Source organism: Streptomyces sp. NPDC030245 (assembly GCF_055572995.1).
The window spans coordinates 72,829-92,842 of the sequence record NZ_JBVICF010000020.1; the positions used below are offsets into that span (position 1 = coordinate 72,829).

Genomic DNA, 20,014 nt, shown 5'->3' on the forward strand with positions numbered 1-20,014 from the left:
TCGCGGGTCCGCCCGACTGCTGGTGTACGGGTGTCGTAGCCCCAGTTCAAGCGCGGGGCCGCATATCCCGGTCCCCGGGTGCGTGTACGGGCAGGGCGCGGCCCGTCCGATCCTGACGCGTGCCGGACGGCAGGCCGATGCACGGCTGAAGCGCGCAGTTCAGCCAGGGGCGTCACGGTGCTGCGTGGGGCGGGGCGCGGAACGGTGCGCCGCTCGCCGCCCGATTCTCCCCGTCACCTGCCGCACATCCGTCACCCGCCGACTCCCCGTTCCTCACTGGCTCCCGCTCGCTGCCGGCTCCCCGTTCCCTGCCGGCTTTCCCTTCCCCTGTCTCCGTCGTCCCCCTCGTCTCGACCCCATCGAACCGAGAAACGGAACTGTCATGCCCACGACACCACCCACCCCGGTCACCCCGGCCTCCCCGCTCACTCCGCCCACCCCGCTCACTCCCTCGACTTCCACGCCGCCCGCCCCCGCCGCCACCGGCTCGTACGTCGCCTCCATCGCGGACACCACCGCACAGATCAGGGCCGCCCAGCGGCTGCGCCACCGCGTCTTCGCGGGAGAGCTCGGCGCGATCCTCGACACGCCCCTGCCCGGCCACGACGTCGACGCCTTCGACGACCTCGCCGACCACCTGATCGTCACCGACACCTCGACCGACGAGGTCGTCGGGACATACCGGCTGCTGCCTCCGGGGCGAGCCGAACGGTAGTACTCCGACGGCGAGTTCGACCTGCGCGCGCTGAGCGGTCTGCGGTCGTCCACCGTCGAGGCGGGCCGCTCCTGCGTCCACCCCGACCACCGCTCCGGCGCCGTGATCAACCTGATGTGGTCGGCTCTCGCCCGCTATGTCCTGCTCTCCGGCCACCGGTACCTGGCGGGCTGCGCCTCCGTACCGCTGGCGGACGGCGGCCGGGCGGCGTCCAGCGCCTGGCTCCTGGGCACGGCCAAGCACGCGGCGCCGCCGGAGCTGCGGGTGCACCCCAGGCGCCCCTGGGTTCCCGAGGGCCCCGTGGCGGGGCGTCCGGTCCTCGCCGACCTGCCGCCTCTGCTGCGCGGCTACCTCCGGCTCGGTGCGTGGGTGTGCGGCGCCCCCGCGCACGACCCGGAGTTCGACGTCGCGGACTTCTTCGTACTCCTCGACACGGAGCGGCTCAGCGCGCGCCACCGCCGCTTCTTCCTCGGCGAGGACGCGCGGTGACACCGTGGACGGTCGACCGCGGCTGCCCGGCGAGCTGCGTCACCGACCCGGACCCGCGTGTGCCCCTGGGCGAACTCACCCGTCGCTACGCCGCGTTGACGTACGCCCTGACCCGGTCGGTGGCCCGGGGCGACCGGCTCGCCGAACCCGCGACCCTGCGGGCCGAGGCGCGCGCGGTGCTCGGGGCGCTCGGGGTGGGCCTGGAAGTGGCGGGCGGCGACCGGCTGAGCGCACGCGGGGAACTGCCGGGCCCGCAGGAGGAACGGCCGGGCCCGCGCGGGAGCGCCGTGGGCACCCTGGTCGTCGCCAACCACGTCTCCTGGCTCGACGTCGTCGCCCTGCTCGCCGTCGAGCCGGTGAACGTGCTGGCCAAGCGCGAGGTGGGCCAGTGGCCGGTGATCGGCGCGCTGGCCCGGCGGGTGGGCACGCGGTTCATCGACCGGGACGGCGGCTCGCGCGAACTCCCGCGTGTCGTGGCCGAACTGGCGGGCGCGCTGCGGGCGGGTACTTCGGTGCTCGTCTTTCCCCAGGCCACCACCTGGTGCTCGGCGGCGGGTGGCCGTTTCCGCCGGGCCGCCTTCCAGGCGGCGGTCGACGCGGGGGCTCCCGTTCGCCCCGTGACGGTCGAGTACCGCCAGAGCGGGGTGCCGACCACGGCTGCCGCCTTTCTCGGGGCGGAGGACTTCACCGCGTCGTTGCGCCGCGTGGCGAGCGCCCGTCACCTGGGTGTGCGCCTCACGGCACATGCCCCGCTCAGGGGCACCGACCGGAGGGACCTGGCAGCGGCGGCGCAACGAGCCGTCGTGAGCAAGGGGTTGATCCTTCGACGGTCAACTCCCGGGCTCCGGCCCGCTACGACTGACTGCAAGCGATGGGAAACTCTTGCATAGCCGCCGTGGCGGCAGCCGCTCAGCGCGGCGTGAGCCGCCCCGACCCCGTCGAGCCGCGCACCACCAGCTCCGGCATGAAGACGAACTCCCCGTGCGGCGCGGGCGTGCCGCCGATCTCCTCGAGGAGCGCGCGGACCGCCGCCTGGCCCATGGCCTGCACGGGCTGGCGGATGGTGGTCAGTGGCGGGTCGGTGAACGCTATGAGCGGCGAGTCGTCGAAGCCGACCACCGAGATGTCCCGGGGCACGCTCAGGCCCAGGGCGCGGGCGGCCCGGATGGCGCCGAGCGCCATCATGTCGCTGGCGCACACGACGGCCGTGCAGCCTTGGTTGATGAGGGTGGTGGCCGCGGCCTGGCCGCCCTCCAGGGTGTAGAGGGAGTGCTGGATCAGCTCGGCCGACTCGTCGGGGTCGAGGCCGAGGCGTTCGAGCAGGCCCAGCTGGAACCCCTCGATCTTGCGCACCACGGGGACGAACCGCTTGGGGCCGACCGCGAGGCCGATCCGCGTGTGGCCGAGCGACGTCAGATGCGTGACGGCCAGTCGGACGGCGGCGCGGTCGTCGGTGGAGACGAAGGGGGCCTGCACGTCCGGCGAGAAGCCGTTGACGAGTACATAGGGGACGTCCTGGGCGCGCAACGTGTCGTAGCGCCCCATGTCGGCGGTGGTGTCGGCGTGCAGCCCCGAGACGAAGATGATGCCGCTGACCCCGCGGTCCACGAGCATCTCGGTGAGCTCGTCCTCCGTGGAGCCGCCGGGCGTCTGTGTCGCGAGCACCGGCGTGTAGCCCTGGCGGGTCAGGGCCTGCGCGATGACCTGGGCGAACGCGGGGAAGATCGGGTTGTCCAGCTCGGGTGTGATGAGGCCGATGAGGCCCGCGCTGCGCCGGCGCAGCCGCACCGGACGCTCGTACCCGAGGACGTCGAGGGCGGCGAGCACCGCCTCGCGGGTGCCCACGGCCACTCCGGGCTTGCCGTTCAGGACGCGGCTCACGGTGGCTTCGCTGACCCCCGCGTGGGCTGCGATGTCGACAAGCCGTGCGGTCATGGCACTGGACTGTACCTGGCGTGAACGGGATTGCACACCGCCCCTGAAAGCTTGCGGAAAGAGCCGTCCTGCAAGAACCTTGCAGGCGTATTCAGCGCGGCCCACCGCGCTGTCAAGCGCAGCACCGGCAACGTTAAGGACACACCGACGTAACGATCACCGGTGCTTGCAGAAATTTGCCGCAAGCTCTTTCGGCCGCATTCCAACGCTGTTACGTTCCTGGCAACCCGGCGCCGCGTCGAGAGCGGCCAGCAGGAGGCACCTCTTCGTCTCCCCGTGATTCCGGGATCAGTTGAAGGAGTTCACATGCGGCGTGGCATAGCGGCCACCGGGCTGATCGCTGCCCTGGCCATGACAGCGGCAGCCTGCGGGGGCGACGACGAGGGCAGCGGCGGCAAGAAGGGTTCCGGCAAGCTCTCCGGCACCGTGACCTTCTGGGACACCTCGAACGACGCCGAGAAGGGCGCGTACGAGAAGATCGCCAAGGGGTTCGAGAAGCTGCACCCCGACGTCGAGGTCGACTATGTGAACGTGCCGTTCGGCGAGGCCAACGCCAAGTTCAAGAACGCCGCGGGCGGCAACTCCGGCGCCCCGGACGTCATGCGCACCGAGGTCGCCTGGACCCAGGACTTCGCCTCGCTCGGCTACCTCGCCCCGCTCGACGACACCGTCGCGCTCGACAAGGCCGACGACTACCTCCCGCAGGCCGCGGCGAGCACCAAGTTCAAGGGCAAGACCTACGCGGCGCCGCAGACCATCGACACCCTCGCGCTCTTCTACAACAAGAAGATGCTGAAGGCCGCGGGCGTCGACGTGCCCAAGTCCTTCGACGAGGTCAAGACCGCCGCGAAGAAGATCAAGTCCAAGTCCGGCAAGACCGGCCTCTACCTCCGCGGCGACGACCCGTACTACTACCTCCCGTACCTCTACGGAGAGGGCGGCGACCTCCTCGACACCAAGAACAAGAAGGTCACCGTCGACGACCCCGAGGGCGCCAAGGCCTTCTCGGTGATGAAGGACCTCGTCGACTCCAAGGCGGCCGTCACCGACGCGAGCGACGGCTACAACAACCAGCTCAACGCCTTCAAGGACGGCGACGTCGCGATGGCGCTCGACGGCCCCTGGTCCATCGAGGGCGCCCTCCAGGGCAAGGAGTTCAAGGGCGACAAGGGCAACCTCGGCGTCGCCCCGGCCCCCGCCGGCAGCGCGCGCCAGGGCGCCCCGCAGGGCGGCTGGAACCTCGCCGCGTACGCAGGGTCCGAGAACCTCGACGCGTCCTACGAGTTCATCAAGTACATGAGCTCCGCCAAGGTGCAGCAGCAGACCACCGAGGAGCTCAGCCTGCTGCCGACCCGCACCTCCGTCTACGACGTCAAGTCCGTCAAGGACAACCAGATGGTGCAGTTCTTCAAGCCCGCCGTGGAGAAGTCCGTGCAGCGGCCGTGGATCCCGGAGGCCAACGCGCTCTTCGAGCCGATCCGGCTGCAACTGGGCAAGGTGCTCAGCGGCAAGACCTCGCCCGAGGACGGCGCCAAGGGCATCGGTGACGCCTACCGCAAGCTCCTCAAGGACTACAAGTAAGAGGGAGGGCTGACCGACCCATGGCTGTCGAGACGGGCCGGTCGGTGGTGAAGGCCGCGGATGCCCAGAGCGTCCGCGGCCGCGGCCACCGCCCCGCCAAGAACCCAGGGCGGCTGCGCAGGGCGTTCGCCACCCATTGGTACGCGTGGGCCATGGTCGCCCCCGTGGTGATCGTGATCGGCGTGATCGTCGGCTATCCGCTGGTGCGGGGCATGTACCTGTCGACGACCAACGCCAACGAGGCGAACGTCGAGCGGCACATCGGTGTCAACGACATCCCCGCCACGTACGAGTCCGTCGGCCTCGACAACTACCAGGCGATCCTCTCCGACGGCGTCTTCTGGGACCGGCTCACCTGGACCGTCGTGTGGACCGTGTCCTGCGTCGCGCTCTCCTTCGTGCTCGGCCTCGCGCTCGCCACGATGCTCAACCGCAGGCTCGCGGGGCGCTCCCTCTACCGGATGGCGCTGATCCTGCCGTGGGCGGTGCCGGCCTTCGTCTCCGTCTTCACCTGGCGGCTCCTCTTCAACGAGAAGAAGGGCCTGCTGAACAAGGTCCTCGCGGGCGGCGGCATCGACGCGGTCCCGTGGCTCAACGACCCGACGTGGGCGAAGCTCTCGGTGATCACCGTCAACGTCTGGCTCGGCGTGCCGTTCATGCTGGTGGCCATGCTCGGCGGCCTCCAGTCCATCGCGGGCGAGCTGTACGAGGCGGCCGAGATGGACGGCGCCAATGCCTGGCAGCGCTTCCGCCACATCACCCTGCCGGGACTGCGCTCCGTCGCCAGCACGGTCATCCTCATCAGCGGCATCTGGACCTTCAACATGTTCCCGGTGATCTTCCTGCTGACCAGGGGCGGGCCAGGAGACTCCACCGAGATCCTGGTGACGTACGCCTATCGGCTCTCGTTCGTCGTCAGCCCCCGCGACTTCGCGGGCTCCGCGGCCTGGGGCGTGCTCATCCTGGCCCTACTGTCGATCATCGCGGTGGCCTACCGCCGCGCGCTCCGCAAGCAGGGAGAGGTGTGGTGACCACCGTGCCGACCGAACCGAAGGTGAAGCAGCGAAAGCCCAGGGGGCGCGACGAGCGCGGCCCGCTGGCGTCGGTCGCCCTGCACGCGACCCTGCTGCTGGCCAGCGCCATCGCGGTCCTGCCGCCGCTGTGGCTCCTGGTCACGTCGTTCAAGCCGGAGAGCGAGGCCTTCTCCACCGACCTGGTGAAGGACTTCACCCTCGGCAACTACGACCACGTCCTGAACGACACCGAGTTCCCGAACTGGATCCTCAACTCCCTCGTCGTGGTGGGTCTGACCACGGTGATCGGCGTCTTCATCGCGGCGACGACCGGCTACGCGGTGAGCCGCTTCAAGTTCCCCGGCATGCGGCCGCTGATGTGGATGCTCCTCATCACCCAGATGTTCCCCGTCGCGGTGCTCATCGTGCCGCTGTACAACCTCCTCGCCAGCCTCGGCCTGCTCAACCAGCCCGTCGGGCTTGTCGTCACCTACCTGACGATCGCCGTGCCGTTCTGCGCCTGGATGATGAAGGGGTACTTCGACACCATCCCGGTCGAGATCGACGAGGCCGGGCGGGTCGACGGGCTCAATCCGTTCGGCACGTTCTGGCGGCTCATCGTGCCCCTGGCCAAGCCGGGCCTCGCCGTCACCGGGTTCTACAGCTTCATCACCGGCTGGGCCGAGGTCGCCTACGCCTCCGCCTTCATGACCGGCGAGGAGAACCTCACGCTCGCCGGCGGCCTTCAGACCTTCGTCAACCAGTACACCAGCGACTGGGGTTCGCTGACGGCGTCCGCCGTGATCGTCGCGGTGCCCGCCGCGGTCATCTTCGGCTTCGCCCAGCGCCACCTGGTCTCCGGCCTGACGGCGGGCGCGACGAAGTCCTGAGACGCCCCGTCCCGAGGCGTTCCGCCGCCGCACCCACCACACTCGATCCCCAGGGAAGACATGACCCAGCATCTCGCTGCCCCTGCCGCCCCCGCCACCGAGACGCGCACGGACTGGTGGCGCGGCGCGGTGATCTACCAGGTGTATCCGCGCAGCTTCGCCGACAGCAACGGCGACGGCATGGGCGACCTGGAGGGCATCCGCAGCCGACTGCCGTACCTCAGGGACCTCGGCGTCGACGCGGTCTGGCTCAGCCCCTTCTACGCCTCGCCGCAGGCCGACGCGGGCTACGACGTCGCCGACTACCGCGCCATCGACCCCGTCTTCGGCAGTCTCCTGGACGCCGACGCGGTCATCCGTGACGCCCACGGGCTCGGCCTGCGCGTCATCGTGGACCTGGTGCCCAACCACTCCTCCGACCGGCACGACTGGTTCAGGCGCGCGCTGAGCGAGGGCCCGGGCTCCCCGCTCCGCGAGCGCTACCACTTCCGCCCCGGCAAAGGCGCCGACGGTGAACTCCCGCCCAACGACTGGGAGTCCATCTTCGGCGGCCCCGCCTGGACGCGGGTGCCGGACGGAGAGTGGTACCTCCACCTCTTCGCGCCCGAACAGCCCGACTTCAACTGGGAACACCCCGCCGTGCGGGACGAGTTCCGCTCGATCCTGCGCTTCTGGCTCGACATGGGCGTCGACGGCTTCCGCGTCGACGTCGCCCACGGTCTGGTCAAGGCGGCGGGCCTCCCCGACATCGGCAGCCACGACCAGCTCAAGCTGCTCGGCAACGACGCCATGCCGTTCTTCGACCAGGACGGCGTGCACGAGATCTACCGCAGCTGGCGGCAGGTTCTGGAGGAGTACGCCGGTGAGCGGATCCTCGTCGCCGAGGCGTGGACGCCGACCGTCGAGCGCTCCGCCCACTACGTGCGCCCCGACGAGATGCACCAGGCCTTCAACTTCCAGTATCTCGGCACCTCTTGGGACGCCGCCGAGCTGCGCGAGGTCATCGACGCGTCGCTGGCCGCGATGCGCCCCGTGGGCGCGCCCGCCACCTGGGTGCTCTCCAACCACGACGTGACCCGGCACGCGACGCGCCTCGCCAACCCGCCGGGCCTCGGCACCCAGCTGCGGACCGCGGGCGACCGCGAGCTCGGCCTGCGCCGCGCCCGCGCCGCGACCCTGCTGATGCTGGCGCTGCCCGGCTCCGCCTACCTGTACCAAGGTGAGGAGCTCGGCCTGCCCGACGTCACCGACCTGCCCGACGAGGTGCGCCAGGACCCGTCGTTCATCCGCGCCAGCGGACAGGACGGCTTCCGCGACGGCTGCCGGGTGCCCATCCCGTGGACCGCCGAGGGCCCCTCGTACGGCTTCGGACCCGGCGGCAGCTGGCTGCCGCAGCCCGCCGAGTGGGGCGGACTGAGCGTGCAGGCGCAGACCGGTGACCCCGGCTCGACCCTGGAGCTGTACCGCAGCGCGCTCGCCGTGCGCCGGGCGGAACCGGGGCTCGGAGCGGGCGATTCGATCGAGTGGCTGGACGTCCCGGAAGGCGTGCTCGCCTTCGCCCGCGAGGGCTTCGTGTGCACCGTGAACACCACGGGGGAGACCGTGCGGATCCCCGCACCCGGCGGCCGGATCCTGCTCGCCAGTGAGGAGATCGCCGGCGAGGAGATCGTCGGCCAGGAGCTCGTCGGTGAGGCGGCACAGAGCGCGGACGGAGTGGTGCGCCTGCCCGCCGACACCACCGTCTGGTGGGCGGTGTGACGCTTTCCCCCGTGCCGCGGGACGCCCACCGGGGCGCCCCGCGGCTCCTGGACATCGCGGCCCAGGCAGGTGTCAGCGAGGCCACCGCGAGCCGCGTCCTGAACGGCAAGGCCGGGGTCGCGACGGGCACCAGGCGCCGGGTGCTCGCCGCCCTCGACGTCCTCGGCTACGAACGGCCCACGCGGCTGAAGCGGCGCAGCGCCGGCCTCGTCGGCCTGGTCATCCCCGAGCTCACCAACCCGATCTTCCCCGCCTTCGCGCAGGTCATCGAGCAGGTGCTCGCCGGGCACGGCTACACCCCGATGCTCTGTACGCAGATGCCGGGCGGCGCCACCGAGGACGAGCTGGTCGAGCAGCTGGAGGACCGCGGGGTCAACGGCATCATCTTCCTGTCGGGTCTGCACGCCGACATGACGGCCGACACCGCCCGCTACCGCGAACTCGTCCACCGCAAGGTGCCGTTCGTCCTCGTCAACGGCTACAACGAGGACATCCCGGTCTCCTTCGTCTCGCCGGACGACCGCTCGGCGGTGCGCATGGCCGTACGCCACCTCGTCGACCTCGGGCACGAGCGGATCGGTCTGGCCATCGGCCCGACGCGGTACGTCCCCTCGCGCCGCAAGGCGGAGGGGTTCACGGCGGCGCTGCACAGCATGCTCGGCCTGGCACAGGGGGAGGCCGAACGGCTCGTGCGGCGCACCCTGTTCACCGTCGAGGGCGGCCAGGCCGCGGCCGGCGCCCTCCTCGACCTGGGGTGCACGGCGATGGTGTGCGGCAGCGACCTGATGGCGCTCGGCGCCATCCGGACGGTGCGTGAGCGCGGCCTCGCGGTGCCCGACGACATCTCCGTGGTCGGGTTCGACGACTCCCAGCTCATCGCCTTCACCGACCCGCCGCTGACCACGGTGCGACAGCCGGTGCAGGCCATGGCGAGCGCCGCGGTGGGCGCACTCCTGGAGGAGATCGACGGAAACCCCGTGCAGCGCGCGGAGTTCGTGTTCCAGCCGGAGCTGGTCGTACGGGGTTCGACCGGAGTCCGTCCAGAGGGTTGACCCGGCCCGGGGGGCGCCATACGGTCCAACCCGCAACAACTTGTGCCGACTTGCTGCAAGCACTTGCTGAAGGTCCCCCCCCAACGCGCAGGAGGTTCCCATGACCGGCCGGACCATCAAGAGGCGTAGACCCGTCGCCACCGCGCTCGCCCTGGCGGCGGGCCTCGCGGGCACCGTCGTCGCCGGCGCCCCCGCCGCCCAGGCGGCCCCGCCCGGTGGCAAGGACGTCACCGCCGTCCTCTTCGAGTGGAACTTCAGGTCGGTCGCCAAGGCCTGCACGGACCGGCTCGGCCCGGACGGCTACGGATACGTGCAGGTCTCACCACCGCAGGAGCGCCTCCAGGGCGAGGCATGGTGGACCGCCTACCAGCCGGTCAGCTACAAGATCGGCACCCGCCTCGGTGACCGCGCCGACTTCAAGAACATGGTCGACACCTGTCACTCCGCCGGGGTCAAGGTCGTCGCCGACGCGGTGATCAACCACATGACCAACGCCTCCGGCACCGGCTCTGCGGGCTCCCGCTTCACCAAATACGACTACCCCGGCACGTACTCGTCCCATGACATGGACGACTGCAAGGCCGACATCAGCAACTACCAGGACCGCTGGAACGTCCAGCACTGCGAGCTGGGCGGCCTGGCCGACCTGGACACCGGCGAGGAGTACGTGCGCGGCCGCATCGCCAGGTACCTGAACGACCTGCTCTCGCTCGGCGTGGACGGCTTCCGCGTCGACGCGGCCAAGCACATCCCCGTGGACGACCTGAAGAACATCAAGTCCCGGCTGAGCAACCCCGGCGTCTACTTCAAGCAGGAGACGCTGCACGGCGCGGGCGAGGCCGTCGACCCGGGTGAGTACACCGCCACCGGCGACGCCCAGGAGTTCCGCTACGCCAAGGACCTCAAGCGGGTCTTCACCAACGAGAAGCTCGCCTACCTCAAGAACTACGGCGAGGGCTGGGGCTACCTGCCGAGCGGCAAGGCGGCGGTGCTCGTCGCCAACCACGACACCGAGCGCCACGGCCAGACCCTCAGCTACAAGGACGGCGCCAACTACACGCTCGCGCACGTCTTCATGCTGGCCTGGCCCTACGGCTCCCCGGACGTCCACTCCGGCTACGAGTTCAGCAACAACGACGCCGGATCGCCCAACGGCGGGCAGGTGAAGGCCTGTTACAGCGACGGCTGGAAGTGCCAGCACGCCTGGCCGGAGATCCGCGGCATGGTGAAGCTCCGCAACACCGCGCGCGGCGCCGCCGTCACCGACTGGTGGGACAACGGCAACAACGCCATCGCCTTCGGCCGCGGCGACAAGGCGTACGTGGTCATCAACCACGAGGGCGCCACCGTCAACCGCACCTTCCAGACCTCCCTGGCGGCGGGCACGTACTGCGACGTGCAGAGCGGCAGGAAGGTCGGCGTCGACAAGTCCGGCCGGTTCACCGCGTCCGTGGCACCGAACACCGCCCTCGCGCTGCACACCGGCTCCAAGAGCTGCTGAGCAGCCCCCATGACCGGCCGCCCGGCCCATTCTTCGTCCCCGCTGCCGGGCGGCCGCACCTTCCTCCCACCCCGCAAGGAGAGACTTTCGTGACCGGCTCCCCGCGCCGCACCGCCGTCACCGTGGCGGTCGCCCTGCTCGCCGCCACCGTGCCCCTGACCGCGACGGCCACGGCCGTGCCGCTCACCCCCTCGGCACCTTCCGCCGCGGCCGCACGGGACGACGGACTCGACCTGACGAGGTCGCGGGCCCAGTGGATCGACCGGACCACCCTGGCCTGGGACACCGGCACGGGCACCGCTCACGAACTCCTTTACGCACCCCACGGTGGCCTCACCGTCAAGGACGGCGACATCGCCGGCCAGGCGCACCGGCTGCGCCTGAGCCCGGTCGACGGCGGCCTCACCGACGCCCAGCAGGCCAAGTACCCGCACCTCAAGGGCTACGCCGCCTTCACCGTCGACCCCCGCGACCGCGGCCGTATCCGCGCGGCCCTCACCGGCCAGCTCGTCGCCACGGGACGCTCCGCCGACGGCACCCTGCACGCCGCCACCGGCGTCCAGACCCAGGGCGTCCTCGACGACCTCTACGGCGCGGCCGCCACCAAGGCCACCCTCGGCCCCCGGTTCGCGCACGGCCGCGTCACCCTCGCCGTCTGGGCCCCGACCGCCCGGCAGGTCTCCCTCGACATCGGCGGCCGCACCGTCCGCATGCACCGCGACGCCGCCTCCGGCGTCTGGTCGGCGACCGGCCCAGGAGACTGGTCGGGCAAGGCCTACCGGTACGTCGTGGAGGTGTGGGCGCCGAGCGTCCAGAAGATCGTCACCAACAAGGTCACCGACCCCTACTCGACCGCTCTCACCAGCGACTCCGAGCGGAGCCTCGCCGTCGACCTCACCGACCCGGAGCTCGCCCCCAAGGGCTGGGCCACGCTCCGCAAACCGAAGGCGACCCCGCTGCGCGACGCGCAGATCCAGGAACTGCACGTCCGGGACTTCTCCATCGAGGACCGCACCTCGGACCACCCCGGCAAGTACCTGGCGTTCACCGACAAGAAGTCCGACGGCATGCGGCACCTGCGCCGCCTCGCCCGCTCCGGCACGTCGTACGTGCACCTGCTGCCCGCCTTCGACATCGGCACCGTCCCCGAGCGCGCCGCCGACCAGGCCACCCCCGACTGCGACCTGCCCGCCCACGCCCCCGACTCCGACGAGCAGCAGGCGTGCGTCACCAGGAGCGCCGCCGAGGACGCGTACAACTGGGGCTACGACCCGCTGCACTACACCGTCCCGGAAGGGTCCTACGCGAGCGACCCCGAAGGCACCCGCCGCACGGTCGAGTTCCGCAGGATGGTGCAGGGCCTGAACGGCTCAGGGCTGCGCACGGTCATGGACGTCGTCTACAACCACACCGTCGCGAGCGGCCAGGCCGACAAGTCCGTCCTCGACAGGATCGTGCCCGGCTACTACCAGCGCCTGGACGCCGACGGCGCGGTCACGACCTCCACCTGCTGCGCCAACACGGCCCCCGAGAACGCCATGATGGGCAAGCTCGTCGTCGACTCGGTGGTCACCTGGGCCAGGGAGTACAAGGTCGACGGCTTCCGCTTCGACCTGATGGGGCACCACCCCAAGTCCAACATCCTCGCGGTCCGCAAGGCCCTCGACGCGCTGACCGTGGCGAAGGACGGCGTCGACGGGAAGAGCATCGTCCTGTACGGCGAGGGCTGGAACTTCGGCGAGGTCGCGAACGACGCCCGTTTCGTGCAGGCCACCCAGCGGAACATGGCGGGCACCGGCGTCGCGACGTTCTCCGACCGCTCGCGCGACGCGCTGCGCGGCGGCGGCCCCTTCGACGAGGACCCGGGCGTGCAGGGCTTCGCCAGCGGCCTGTACACCGACCCCAACTCCTCGAAGGCGAACGGCACTCCGGCGGAGCAGAAGGCTCGCCTCCTGCACTACCAGGACCTCATCAAGGTCGGCCTGTCGGGCAACCTCGCCGACTTCACCTTCACGGATTCCTCGGGACGCAGGGTCAAGGGCGCCGACGTCGACTACAACGGCTCCCCGGCCGGTTACGCGGCGGCCCCCGGCGACGCCCTCTCCTACGCCGACGCGCACGACAACGAATCGCTGTACGACGCGCTCGCCTTCAAGCTCCCCGCGGACACCTCGCCGGAGGCCCGCGCCCGCATGCAGGTCCTCGCGATGGCCACCGCCGCGCTCTCCCAGGGCCCGGCGCTCTCCCAGGCCGGCACGGACCTGCTCCGCTCCAAGTCCCTGGACCGGAACTCCTACGACAGCGGCGACTGGTTCAACGCGATCCACTGGGACTGCCGCGCCGGCAACGGCTTCGGCCGCGGCCTCCCCCCGGCCGCCGACAACAAGTCCAAGTGGCCCTACGCCAAGCCCCTGCTGTCCTCCGCGACGACGCTGACGCCGGGCTGCGACGAGATCAACGGCGCGTCGGCCGCGTACCGCGACCTCTTGAAGATCCGCACCACGGAACCCGCCTTCTCCCTCGCCACACCCGGACAGGTCCAGTCGGCCCTCTCCTTCCCGCTCTCCGGCACCACCGCCGAGACACCGGGCGTCATCACCATGAAGCTCGGTGACCTCGTGGTCGTGTTCAACGCGACGCCCGAGGCGCGGCGGCAGCGCGCGGAGGCGGTGCGGGGCGCCGGATACGCCCTGCACCCCCTCCAGGCGTCCGGCGCCGACCGGAAGGTCAAGTCCGCCACGTACGAACGGTCGTCGGGCACCTTCTCCGTGCCTGCCCGTACGGTCGCCGTCTTCCGGCGCGGCTGAGCGGGGTCGGGGCCCGCACCGTCGTCACCGTGCCAGCCAGGTCGCGCCCACGAGCGGGCCGGCCACGGCGGCGGCGAGGGTGAGCAGGCGGTAGGGGACCTGCTGGATCGTCAGGTGCAGCCCGCCGACGCGGAGTTCGAAGAACGGCGGGGCGGTCCGCTGGGCGGGCGTGGGCGCGGATGTGCGGTTCATGGGGTCTCCTCCGGGAGTCTTCGCAGCGAAGCCGAAGTGTGCGCAAAACGCTGGAGCCCCGCCGGTTGGGGCGGGGCTCCGTGTCACCTCGGGGGTTGTTGACCTGCGTGCGTCCTCCGCCACGGTTCCGGTGGGGACACCAGGCTCGCGCCCGCGCGACCGCGAAGCGGCTCGGCCTGGTGTCCCCACCGGGTTCGTGGCGAGATGGGCGCGCGGGTCAACGGCCCCCGAGGGGGCCTGCCCCGCTGTTCATGGGGTCGTCGTCGCCGTACGGGGAGGGTGCTCTACCCCCGCAGCTGTTTGCGGAAGCGGTGGAGCCGCCCCTCGACGGCCCGTTCGCTGATCCGCAGGCGGGCGGCGATCTCGCTGTGCGGGTAGCCCTGGACGACCAGCGCCAGCACGGTGCGCAGGTCCGGCCCGGCCGTCCGCAGCGCCCGGCGCAGCGTGTCGCGGACGACGGCGTCGAGGGCGGGGTCGGCCGGGGCGGGACCGCCGAGGGCCCGGACGAGGGGCTGGTGGCGACGCCCCTCCTGCCACTTCTGGAAGGCGCGGGGGAAGCGCAGGACCAGAGCTCCGACGAAGTACGTCTCCCGCGACGCCCCCTTGCTCCCGTCCCAGGTGGACCAGACCTTGTCCCAGTCGGCGAGAGCGGCGAGGAGGGTCTCCCCGGCGAGGACGTGACGCTCGTCGGACGACAGGCGCAGGACCTCCAGGTCGTCGGAGGTCGGGGCGACGGGCGGCCGCACGCCGCGGCAGCGGTCGAATATCTGCCGTGAGCGGATCAGGCTCCGCAGCGTGCTGTAGCCGTAGAGCGCGAGCCGGTCCCGGTCACCGCCGTCGCGTACGACATCGCCACTGTCGCGTACGACATCGTCGGAGCCTGGCACGGGCTGGTCCCCCCCGGTGACTATGGATCGTGCGTCACAGTTATATGCACCAGGAGTCCCAGAACCCACGCCGGATCCAGGAATTCTTCGATCTCACGTCAGTCGTTTGAAGTTGTCCCCGAAGGTCCAGCCCTTGGAGCCGTCCCAGTTGATCGACCAGGTCATCAGGCCCTTCAGGGCGCCGTTGTAGTGGTTCCACGCCTGGGCCACCAGGCTCGGGGACATGTAGCCGCCGCCGGCGCCCGGCTGGGCGGGCAGGCCCGGGACCTGCTTGTCGTAGGGGACCTTGATCGTGGTGCCCTGGATGGTCAGGCCCTTGTTCAGGCAGTCGGTCTGGGCGGTGAAGCCCTGCACGGTGCCCGCGGAGTAGGAGTCGCCGGAGCAGCCGTACATGCTGCCGTTGTAGTACTGCATGTTGAGCCACCAGAGGCGGCCGTTGTCGGCGTACTTCTTGATGATCGGCAGGTACGCGCCCCAGATCGAGCCGTAGACGACGCTGCCCCCGGTGACGTACGCCGTCTCCGGTGCCATCGTGAGGCCGAAGCCCGCGGGCATCCGGGCGAGCACGCCGTCGATGATGCGGATGAGGTTGGACTGGGAGGGGGAGAGCTGGTTGATGTTGCCGCTGCCCACCAGGCCGGTCTCGATGTCGACGTCGATGCCGTCGAAGTTGTACTTCTTCAGGATCGGCACGATCGTCTCGACGAAGCGGTCCGCGACCTTGGTGGAGCTGAGGTCGATGCCGGCCGCGGCGCCGCCGATGGACATCAGGATCGTGGCGCCGTCCGCCTTGGCCTGGCACATCTCCGCCGGGGTCGCGACCTTCACGGTCGAGTCCATGCCGTCCTCCCACAGGACGGTGCCGTCGGAGCGGATCACGGGGAAGGCCGCGTTGATGACGTTGTAGCCGTGCTGGCGGATGCGGGGGTCGGTGATCGGGGTCCAGCCGAAGGGCGGGTGCACGCCGTTGGCCGCGCCGTCCCAGTTCTCCCAGTAGCCCTGGAGCACCTTGCCCGCGGGCTTCGGCTTGAGGGCGCAGGTGTCGGCCCTGATGTCGGCTCTGGTCTCGGCCTGGGGTCCGGCCGGGTCCGGGGCCGCGGCGGCGGCCGGCAGCTGTGCGACACAGGCCAGTGCCAGGGCGGACCCCAGCAGGCGTAACGTCCGACCGATCACGCTGTGCTCCCTGGGTGCGGTGGGGGACGGGGAGACGTGCCTCGTGCGGTGCGTCAACCTAGGCTGGACCAGACCAGTCGTCAATAGGTCTGTACCAAAGTGGGAGTGGAGAGGGGAGCGGTCGCGGGTCAGGTGCTGACCGGCAGGCCCCGCGGCTCCTTGATCCGCTTCATGATGATCTGCGAGTTGACCTCGGTGACCCCCGCGAGCGCCGTCAGCCGCTCGATCCAGAGGCGCTCGTACGCGGCCAGGTCCGCGACGGCGATGCGCAGCAGGCAGCCGGGGCTCCCGAACAGGCGGTACGCCTCGATGACGTCCGGGATGTCCTGGAGCGCCGCCTCGAACGCCTCGACCGTCTCCCGGTCGCGCCGCACCTCGATGGAGACCAGCACCTCGAAGCCCCGGCCCACCGCCTCCGGGTCCACCACGGCGCGGTAGCCCTGGATCACGCCGTCCAGCTCCAGCTGGCGCACCCGCCGCAGGCACGGCGACGCGCTGAGCCCGACCCGCGCGGCCAGCTCCTGGTTGGTCAGCCGCCCGTCGCTCTGAAGCTCGCGCAAAATATTGCGATCGATCTCGTCCATGGCGCAATTATTCACTACGCGTGTTGCGTGAGCGGCGGATTTCAGCAAACACATTGCGCGGTGTTCGATCTATCCTTGCGCCGAGGCTGCCCACCACCCGGGGGGCTGAAGGACCTCAGCATCCCTGGGAGGTACGCGGACGTGGAAGCACAGGCGCGGCGGATCGTCGTCATCAGCACCGGCGGGACCATCGCCAGCCGCTGGCAGGGGACCGGCTTCGCCGCCGACGCCCCCGGCCGTGAAGTGCTCGCCACGGCGGCGATACCCCACGGCATACGCTCCGAGGTCATCGACCTGTTCAACGTGAACAGCCCGCGCCTGACCTCCGCCCAGCAGCTCACCCTGCTGCGCACCGTGCGCGAGGTGTTCGCCGACCCCGGCGTCGACGGCATCGTCGTCACCCACGGCACGGACACCCTCGAGGAGTCCGCCTTCCTCCTCGACCTCCACCACGACGACCCGCGCCCCGTCGTCTTCACCGGAGCGCAGAAGCCGCTCGGCGCCGAGGACGGCGACGGACCCGGCAATCTCTACGACGCGCTGCTCACCGCCGCGACCGTCCGTGACCTCGGCGTGCTGGTCGTCTTCGACGGCAAGGTGCACGCCGCGCGCGGCACCGTGAAGACCCAGACCCTCGCCGCCGACGCCTTCGCCGACCCGTCCGCGCCGCCCGTCGGCAAGGTGGGCTTCGGCAAGGTCTCGATACTGCACCGCCCGGCACGCCCCGAACCGCTGCCGACGCCCGCGGAGCTGCCGCCCGGGTCCCTGCCGCGCATCGACATGGTCATGCACCATGTCGACGCCGACCCGCTGTTCCTGGAGACGGCGGTCGAGGCGGGCGCCGAGGGCATCGTGCTCGTCGCCACCGGCGCGGGCAACGCGACCCCCGAGTTCGTCGCCGCCGTCACGGCCGCCGTCGAGCGGGGCGTCGTGGTCGCCCTCACGACCCGCGTCCCCGCAGGGCCCGTCACCGAGATCTACACCCACGGCGGGGCGGTCGACCTCGCGGCGGCCGGGGCGGTCCTTACCGGCACGTTGCGGGCCGGGCAGGCCCGGACCGCGCTCCTCGCCGCGCTGCTGTCGGCCTCCGGCCCGGTGGAGCGGACGGCTCGGCTGCGCCGGATCGTCGGTGAGCCGGCTGTGTCGGACGAGGCTGCTGCCGCCTGAGTGTGTTCGTCTGCGGGCCGCATATGGCTGGTCGCGCAGTTCCCCGCGCCCCTGAAAGGGGCGCCTCGGCCCAGAAGAGAACAAGCACTGTGACTCCCACCCCTGCCCTCCGCCGCGAGCACGATCTGCTCGGTGACCGGGACGTGCCCGCCGACGCCTACTGGGGCATCCACTCCCTGCGCGCCACGGAGAACTTCCCCATCACGGGCATCCCGATCTCCGTGTACCCGCAGCTGATCGACGCGCTCGCCGCCGTCAAGGAGGCCGCCGCCCGCGCCAACGAGGAGCTGGGACTGCTCCCGAAGGCCAAGGCCGACGCCATCGCCACCGCCTGCCGGGAGATCCGCGCGGGGCGCCTGCACGACCAGTTCGTCGTCGACGTCATCCAGGGCGGCGCGGGCACCTCCACCAACATGAACGCCAACGAGGTCGTCGCCAACCGCGCCCTTGAGCTACTCGGACACCCCAAGGGCGCGTACGAACACCTGCACCCCAACGAGGACGTCAACCTCAGCCAGTCCACCAACGACGTCTACCCGACCGCCGTGAAGGTCGCGACGGTCAGCGCGGTCCACGGGCTGCTGCGCGCCATGGCGGTGGTGCAGGACGCGTTCGCGGCGAAGGCCCTGGAGTTCCGTGACGTCCTGAAGATGGGGCGCACCCAGCTCCAGGACGCCGTGCCGATGACGCTCGGCCAGGAGTTCTCCGCGTACGCCGTGATGATCGACGAGGACCGCATGCGGCTCGCCGAGGCCGTCGAGCTCATCCACGAGATCAACCTCGGCGCCACCGCCATCGGCACCGGCCTCAACGCCCCCGCCGGGTACGCCGAGACGGCCCGCCGCCACCTCGCCGAGATCACCGGCATGCCGCTGGTGACCGCCGCCAACCTGGTCGAGGCGACGCAGGACTGCGGTGCCTTCGTGCACCTGTCCGGCGTCCTGAAGCGGATCGCGGTCAAGCTCTCCAAGAGCTGCAACGACCTGCGGCTCCTGTCGTCCGGGCCGCGCGCGGGCCTCAACGAGATCAACCTGCCGCCGGTGCAGGCCGGTTCGAGCATCATGCCGGGCAAGGTCAACCCCGTCATCCCCGAGGTCGTCAACCAGGTCGCCTTCGAGGTGATCGGCAACGACGTCACCATCACCATGGCCGCGGAGGCGGGACAGCTCCAGCTCAACGCCTTCGAGCCGGTCATCCTCCACTCGCTCGCGAAGAGCATCACCTCGCTCCGCCAGGCCTGCCTCACCCTCGCCGAGCGGTGCGTGGAAGGCATCACCGCCAACACCGAGGTGCTGCGCGCCTCCGTGGAGACGTCCGTCGGACTGGTCACCGCGCTCAACCCGCACATCGGCTACACCGCCGCCACGGAGATCGCCCGGGAGGCCCTCGCCACGGGGCGTGGCGTCGCCGAACTGGTCCTGGAGAAGGGGCTGTTGCCCCCGGAGCGGCTGGCGGAGCTGCTCACCCCCGAGCGGGTGGCCGGGGCTGCCTGAGCGGCGGCCGGTTCTTCGCCCGCGGGGTGTGGGGGCTGGTCGCGCCCGCGCGGCGGAGCCGCACATGTCACAGCCCCGCGCTCCTTGGTCACCCTTCGGCGGTCAGCGCCTCCAGGGCCGCCCGGGCCGTGAACTCGGCGTGGCCGCCGCGGAAGAGGAGGTCCGCCTCGGCGAAGGCGCCGGCGTCGGCGTGCGCGGCGACGTACGGTATCGCCACGCACCGCATCCCGGCCGCCCGCGCCGCCAGCGCGCCCGGCGCCGCGTCCTCGAAGACCACGCAGTCCGCCGGGTCCGCGCCGAGCAGCTCCGCCGCCGCGAGGAACACGTCCGGCGCCGGCTTGCCGCGCGGGACCTCCTCGGCGGAGACGACCGTGGTCAGCCGGGCGTCCAGACCCGTGCCCGCCAGGATCGCCTCGATGGCCGCGCGGGAGGACCCGGACGCCACCGCCATCGGCACACCCGCCTCGTGCAGGCGCTCGACGAGCTTCCGCATCTCCGGGTAGACGGGCGTGCTGGCGCGCGCCAGCGCCAGATAGCGGCGGTCGAGGTCGGCGAGCAGCTCGGCCGCCGACGCCTCGATGCCGTACTCCGTCCGCCACAGCGCGAGCGTCTCCACGGAGCTGATGCCGACGTACTGCTCGTTGTCGGCCCAGGTGTACTCCCGGCCCGTGAAGTCGGCGAGCAGGGCCCGCGAGGCTTCGAAGTAGTTGGGCTCGCTGTCCACGAGAGTGCCGTCGAGGTCGAAGACGACCGAGGTCCTGCCGAAGGTGCTCATGG

Annotated in this window: 15 protein-coding genes and 2 pseudogenes; 11 read left to right on the top strand and 6 right to left on the bottom strand. The window is 71.1% G+C overall.

Annotation, left to right across the window (positions count from 1 at the left end):
* Positions 1-382 precede the first annotated feature (382 nt).
* Together ACZ4Z4_RS37740 and ACZ4Z4_RS37745 are read left to right on the top strand one after the other, a co-directional pair.
* A pseudogene (locus ACZ4Z4_RS37740) lies at positions 383-1,204 on the top strand (GNAT family N-acetyltransferase).
* Positions 1,201-2,094 carry a lysophospholipid acyltransferase family protein gene (locus ACZ4Z4_RS37745; protein WP_468338225.1) on the top strand — a complete coding sequence of 298 codons (894 nt, stop codon included), beginning with the start codon at positions 1,201-1,203 and terminating at the stop codon, positions 2,092-2,094. Before ACZ4Z4_RS37740 ends, ACZ4Z4_RS37745 begins: the two are co-directional and overlap by 4 nt.
* 19 nt (positions 2,095-2,113) lie before the next feature.
* Here ACZ4Z4_RS37745 and ACZ4Z4_RS37750 read toward each other — a convergent pair whose 3' ends face one another.
* Positions 2,114-3,139 carry a LacI family DNA-binding transcriptional regulator gene (locus ACZ4Z4_RS37750; protein ID WP_468338228.1) on the bottom strand — a complete coding sequence of 342 codons (1,026 nt, stop codon included), beginning with the start codon at positions 3,137-3,139 and terminating at the stop codon, positions 2,114-2,116.
* A 306-nt stretch (positions 3,140-3,445) separates the two neighbouring features.
* Between ACZ4Z4_RS37750 and ACZ4Z4_RS37755 the strand changes: the two genes are divergently transcribed.
* The 7 genes and pseudogenes from ACZ4Z4_RS37755 to pulA all read left to right on the top strand — a co-directional run bounded on the left by ACZ4Z4_RS37755 (position 3,446) and on the right by pulA (position 13,741).
* Positions 3,446-4,720 (top strand): extracellular solute-binding protein, encoded by a 1,275-nt coding sequence (locus tag ACZ4Z4_RS37755; RefSeq protein WP_468338231.1) that lies wholly within the window; start codon positions 3,446-3,448, stop codon positions 4,718-4,720.
* Between the two features lie 20 nt (positions 4,721-4,740).
* Complete coding sequence (locus tag ACZ4Z4_RS37760) at positions 4,741-5,751, top strand: carbohydrate ABC transporter permease (RefSeq protein WP_468338234.1); 1,011 nt, start codon at positions 4,741-4,743, stop codon at positions 5,749-5,751.
* On the top strand, positions 5,748-6,623 hold the full coding sequence (locus tag ACZ4Z4_RS37765) for a sugar ABC transporter permease (protein WP_398311814.1): 876 nt from the start codon (positions 5,748-5,750) through the stop codon (positions 6,621-6,623). Before ACZ4Z4_RS37760 ends, ACZ4Z4_RS37765 begins: the two co-directional genes overlap by 4 nt.
* Before the next feature lie 60 nt (positions 6,624-6,683).
* Positions 6,684-8,381 (top strand): glycoside hydrolase family 13 protein, encoded by a 1,698-nt coding sequence (locus ACZ4Z4_RS37770; protein WP_468338237.1) that lies wholly within the window; start codon positions 6,684-6,686, stop codon positions 8,379-8,381.
* Complete coding sequence (locus tag ACZ4Z4_RS37775; protein WP_468338240.1) at positions 8,369-9,433, top strand: LacI family DNA-binding transcriptional regulator; 1,065 nt, start codon at positions 8,369-8,371, stop codon at positions 9,431-9,433. Before ACZ4Z4_RS37770 ends, ACZ4Z4_RS37775 begins: the two co-directional genes overlap by 13 nt.
* Before the next feature lie 100 nt (positions 9,434-9,533).
* Positions 9,534-10,931, top strand: a pseudogene (locus tag ACZ4Z4_RS37780) (alpha-amylase); the annotation flags it as partial.
* 92 nt (positions 10,932-11,023) lie between these two features.
* Complete coding sequence (gene pulA / locus ACZ4Z4_RS37785) at positions 11,024-13,741, top strand: pullulanase-type alpha-1,6-glucosidase (RefSeq protein ID WP_468338243.1); 2,718 nt, start codon at positions 11,024-11,026, stop codon at positions 13,739-13,741.
* Between the two features lie 24 nt (positions 13,742-13,765).
* Here the strand turns inward: pulA and ACZ4Z4_RS37790 are convergent, their stop codons facing one another.
* From ACZ4Z4_RS37790 to ACZ4Z4_RS37805, 4 genes are all read right to left on the bottom strand, one after another.
* Positions 13,766-13,933, bottom strand: a complete 168-nt coding sequence (locus ACZ4Z4_RS37790; protein WP_468338246.1) for a hypothetical protein — start codon at positions 13,931-13,933, stop codon at positions 13,766-13,768.
* Positions 13,934-14,217: 284 nt separating this feature from the next.
* Complete coding sequence (locus ACZ4Z4_RS37795) at positions 14,218-14,820, bottom strand: RNA polymerase sigma factor (RefSeq protein ID WP_468338249.1); 603 nt, start codon at positions 14,818-14,820, stop codon at positions 14,218-14,220.
* Between the two features lie 93 nt (positions 14,821-14,913).
* A complete protein-coding gene (locus ACZ4Z4_RS37800) occupies positions 14,914-15,993 on the bottom strand; it encodes a chitinase (protein ID WP_468338252.1) in 1,080 nt (359 codons plus the stop codon).
* Positions 15,994-16,121: 128 nt separating this feature from the next.
* Complete coding sequence (locus ACZ4Z4_RS37805) at positions 16,122-16,577, bottom strand: Lrp/AsnC family transcriptional regulator (protein WP_468338255.1); 456 nt, start codon at positions 16,575-16,577, stop codon at positions 16,122-16,124.
* Positions 16,578-16,718: 141 nt separating this feature from the next.
* On the opposite strand from ACZ4Z4_RS37805, the gene ACZ4Z4_RS37810 reads away from it, so the two are divergent.
* Both ACZ4Z4_RS37810 and aspA read left to right on the top strand, forming a co-directional pair.
* Positions 16,719-17,744 (top strand): asparaginase, encoded by a 1,026-nt coding sequence (locus ACZ4Z4_RS37810; protein ID WP_468338258.1) that lies wholly within the window; start codon positions 16,719-16,721, stop codon positions 17,742-17,744.
* Between the two features lie 89 nt (positions 17,745-17,833).
* Entirely contained in the window at positions 17,834-19,237 is a 1,404-nt protein-coding gene (gene aspA / locus ACZ4Z4_RS37815; RefSeq protein ID WP_468338260.1) for an aspartate ammonia-lyase, read from the top strand.
* Positions 19,238-19,325: 88 nt separating this feature from the next.
* Here the strand turns inward: aspA and ACZ4Z4_RS37820 are convergent, their stop codons facing one another.
* The gene (locus tag ACZ4Z4_RS37820; RefSeq protein ID WP_468338263.1) at positions 19,326-20,012 is read right to left on the bottom strand and encodes an HAD family hydrolase; all 687 of its coding nucleotides are present in this window, start codon (positions 20,010-20,012) and stop codon (positions 19,326-19,328) included.
* Positions 20,013-20,014: the final 2 nt, after the last annotated feature.

What these genes read in the sequence shown, in the direction of transcription:
- ACZ4Z4_RS37750 (WP_468338228.1), bottom strand. Translation starts at nt 3,139, where the DNA reads ATGACCGCACGGCTTGTCGACATCGCAGCCCACGCGGGGGTCAGCGAA.
- ACZ4Z4_RS37755 (WP_468338231.1), top strand. Translation starts at nt 3,446, where the DNA reads ATGCGGCGTGGCATAGCGGCCACCGGGCTGATCGCTGCCCTGGCCATG.
- ACZ4Z4_RS37760 (WP_468338234.1), top strand. Translation starts at nt 4,741, where the DNA reads ATGGCTGTCGAGACGGGCCGGTCGGTGGTGAAGGCCGCGGATGCCCAG.
- ACZ4Z4_RS37770 (WP_468338237.1), top strand. Translation starts at nt 6,684, where the DNA reads ATGACCCAGCATCTCGCTGCCCCTGCCGCCCCCGCCACCGAGACGCGC.
- ACZ4Z4_RS37790 (WP_468338246.1), bottom strand. Translation starts at nt 13,933, where the DNA reads ATGAACCGCACATCCGCGCCCACGCCCGCCCAGCGGACCGCCCCGCCG.
- ACZ4Z4_RS37805 (WP_468338255.1), bottom strand. Translation starts at nt 16,577, where the DNA reads ATGGACGAGATCGATCGCAATATTTTGCGCGAGCTTCAGAGCGACGGG.
- ACZ4Z4_RS37820 (WP_468338263.1), bottom strand. Translation starts at nt 20,012, where the DNA reads ATGAGCACCTTCGGCAGGACCTCGGTCGTCTTCGACCTCGACGGCACT.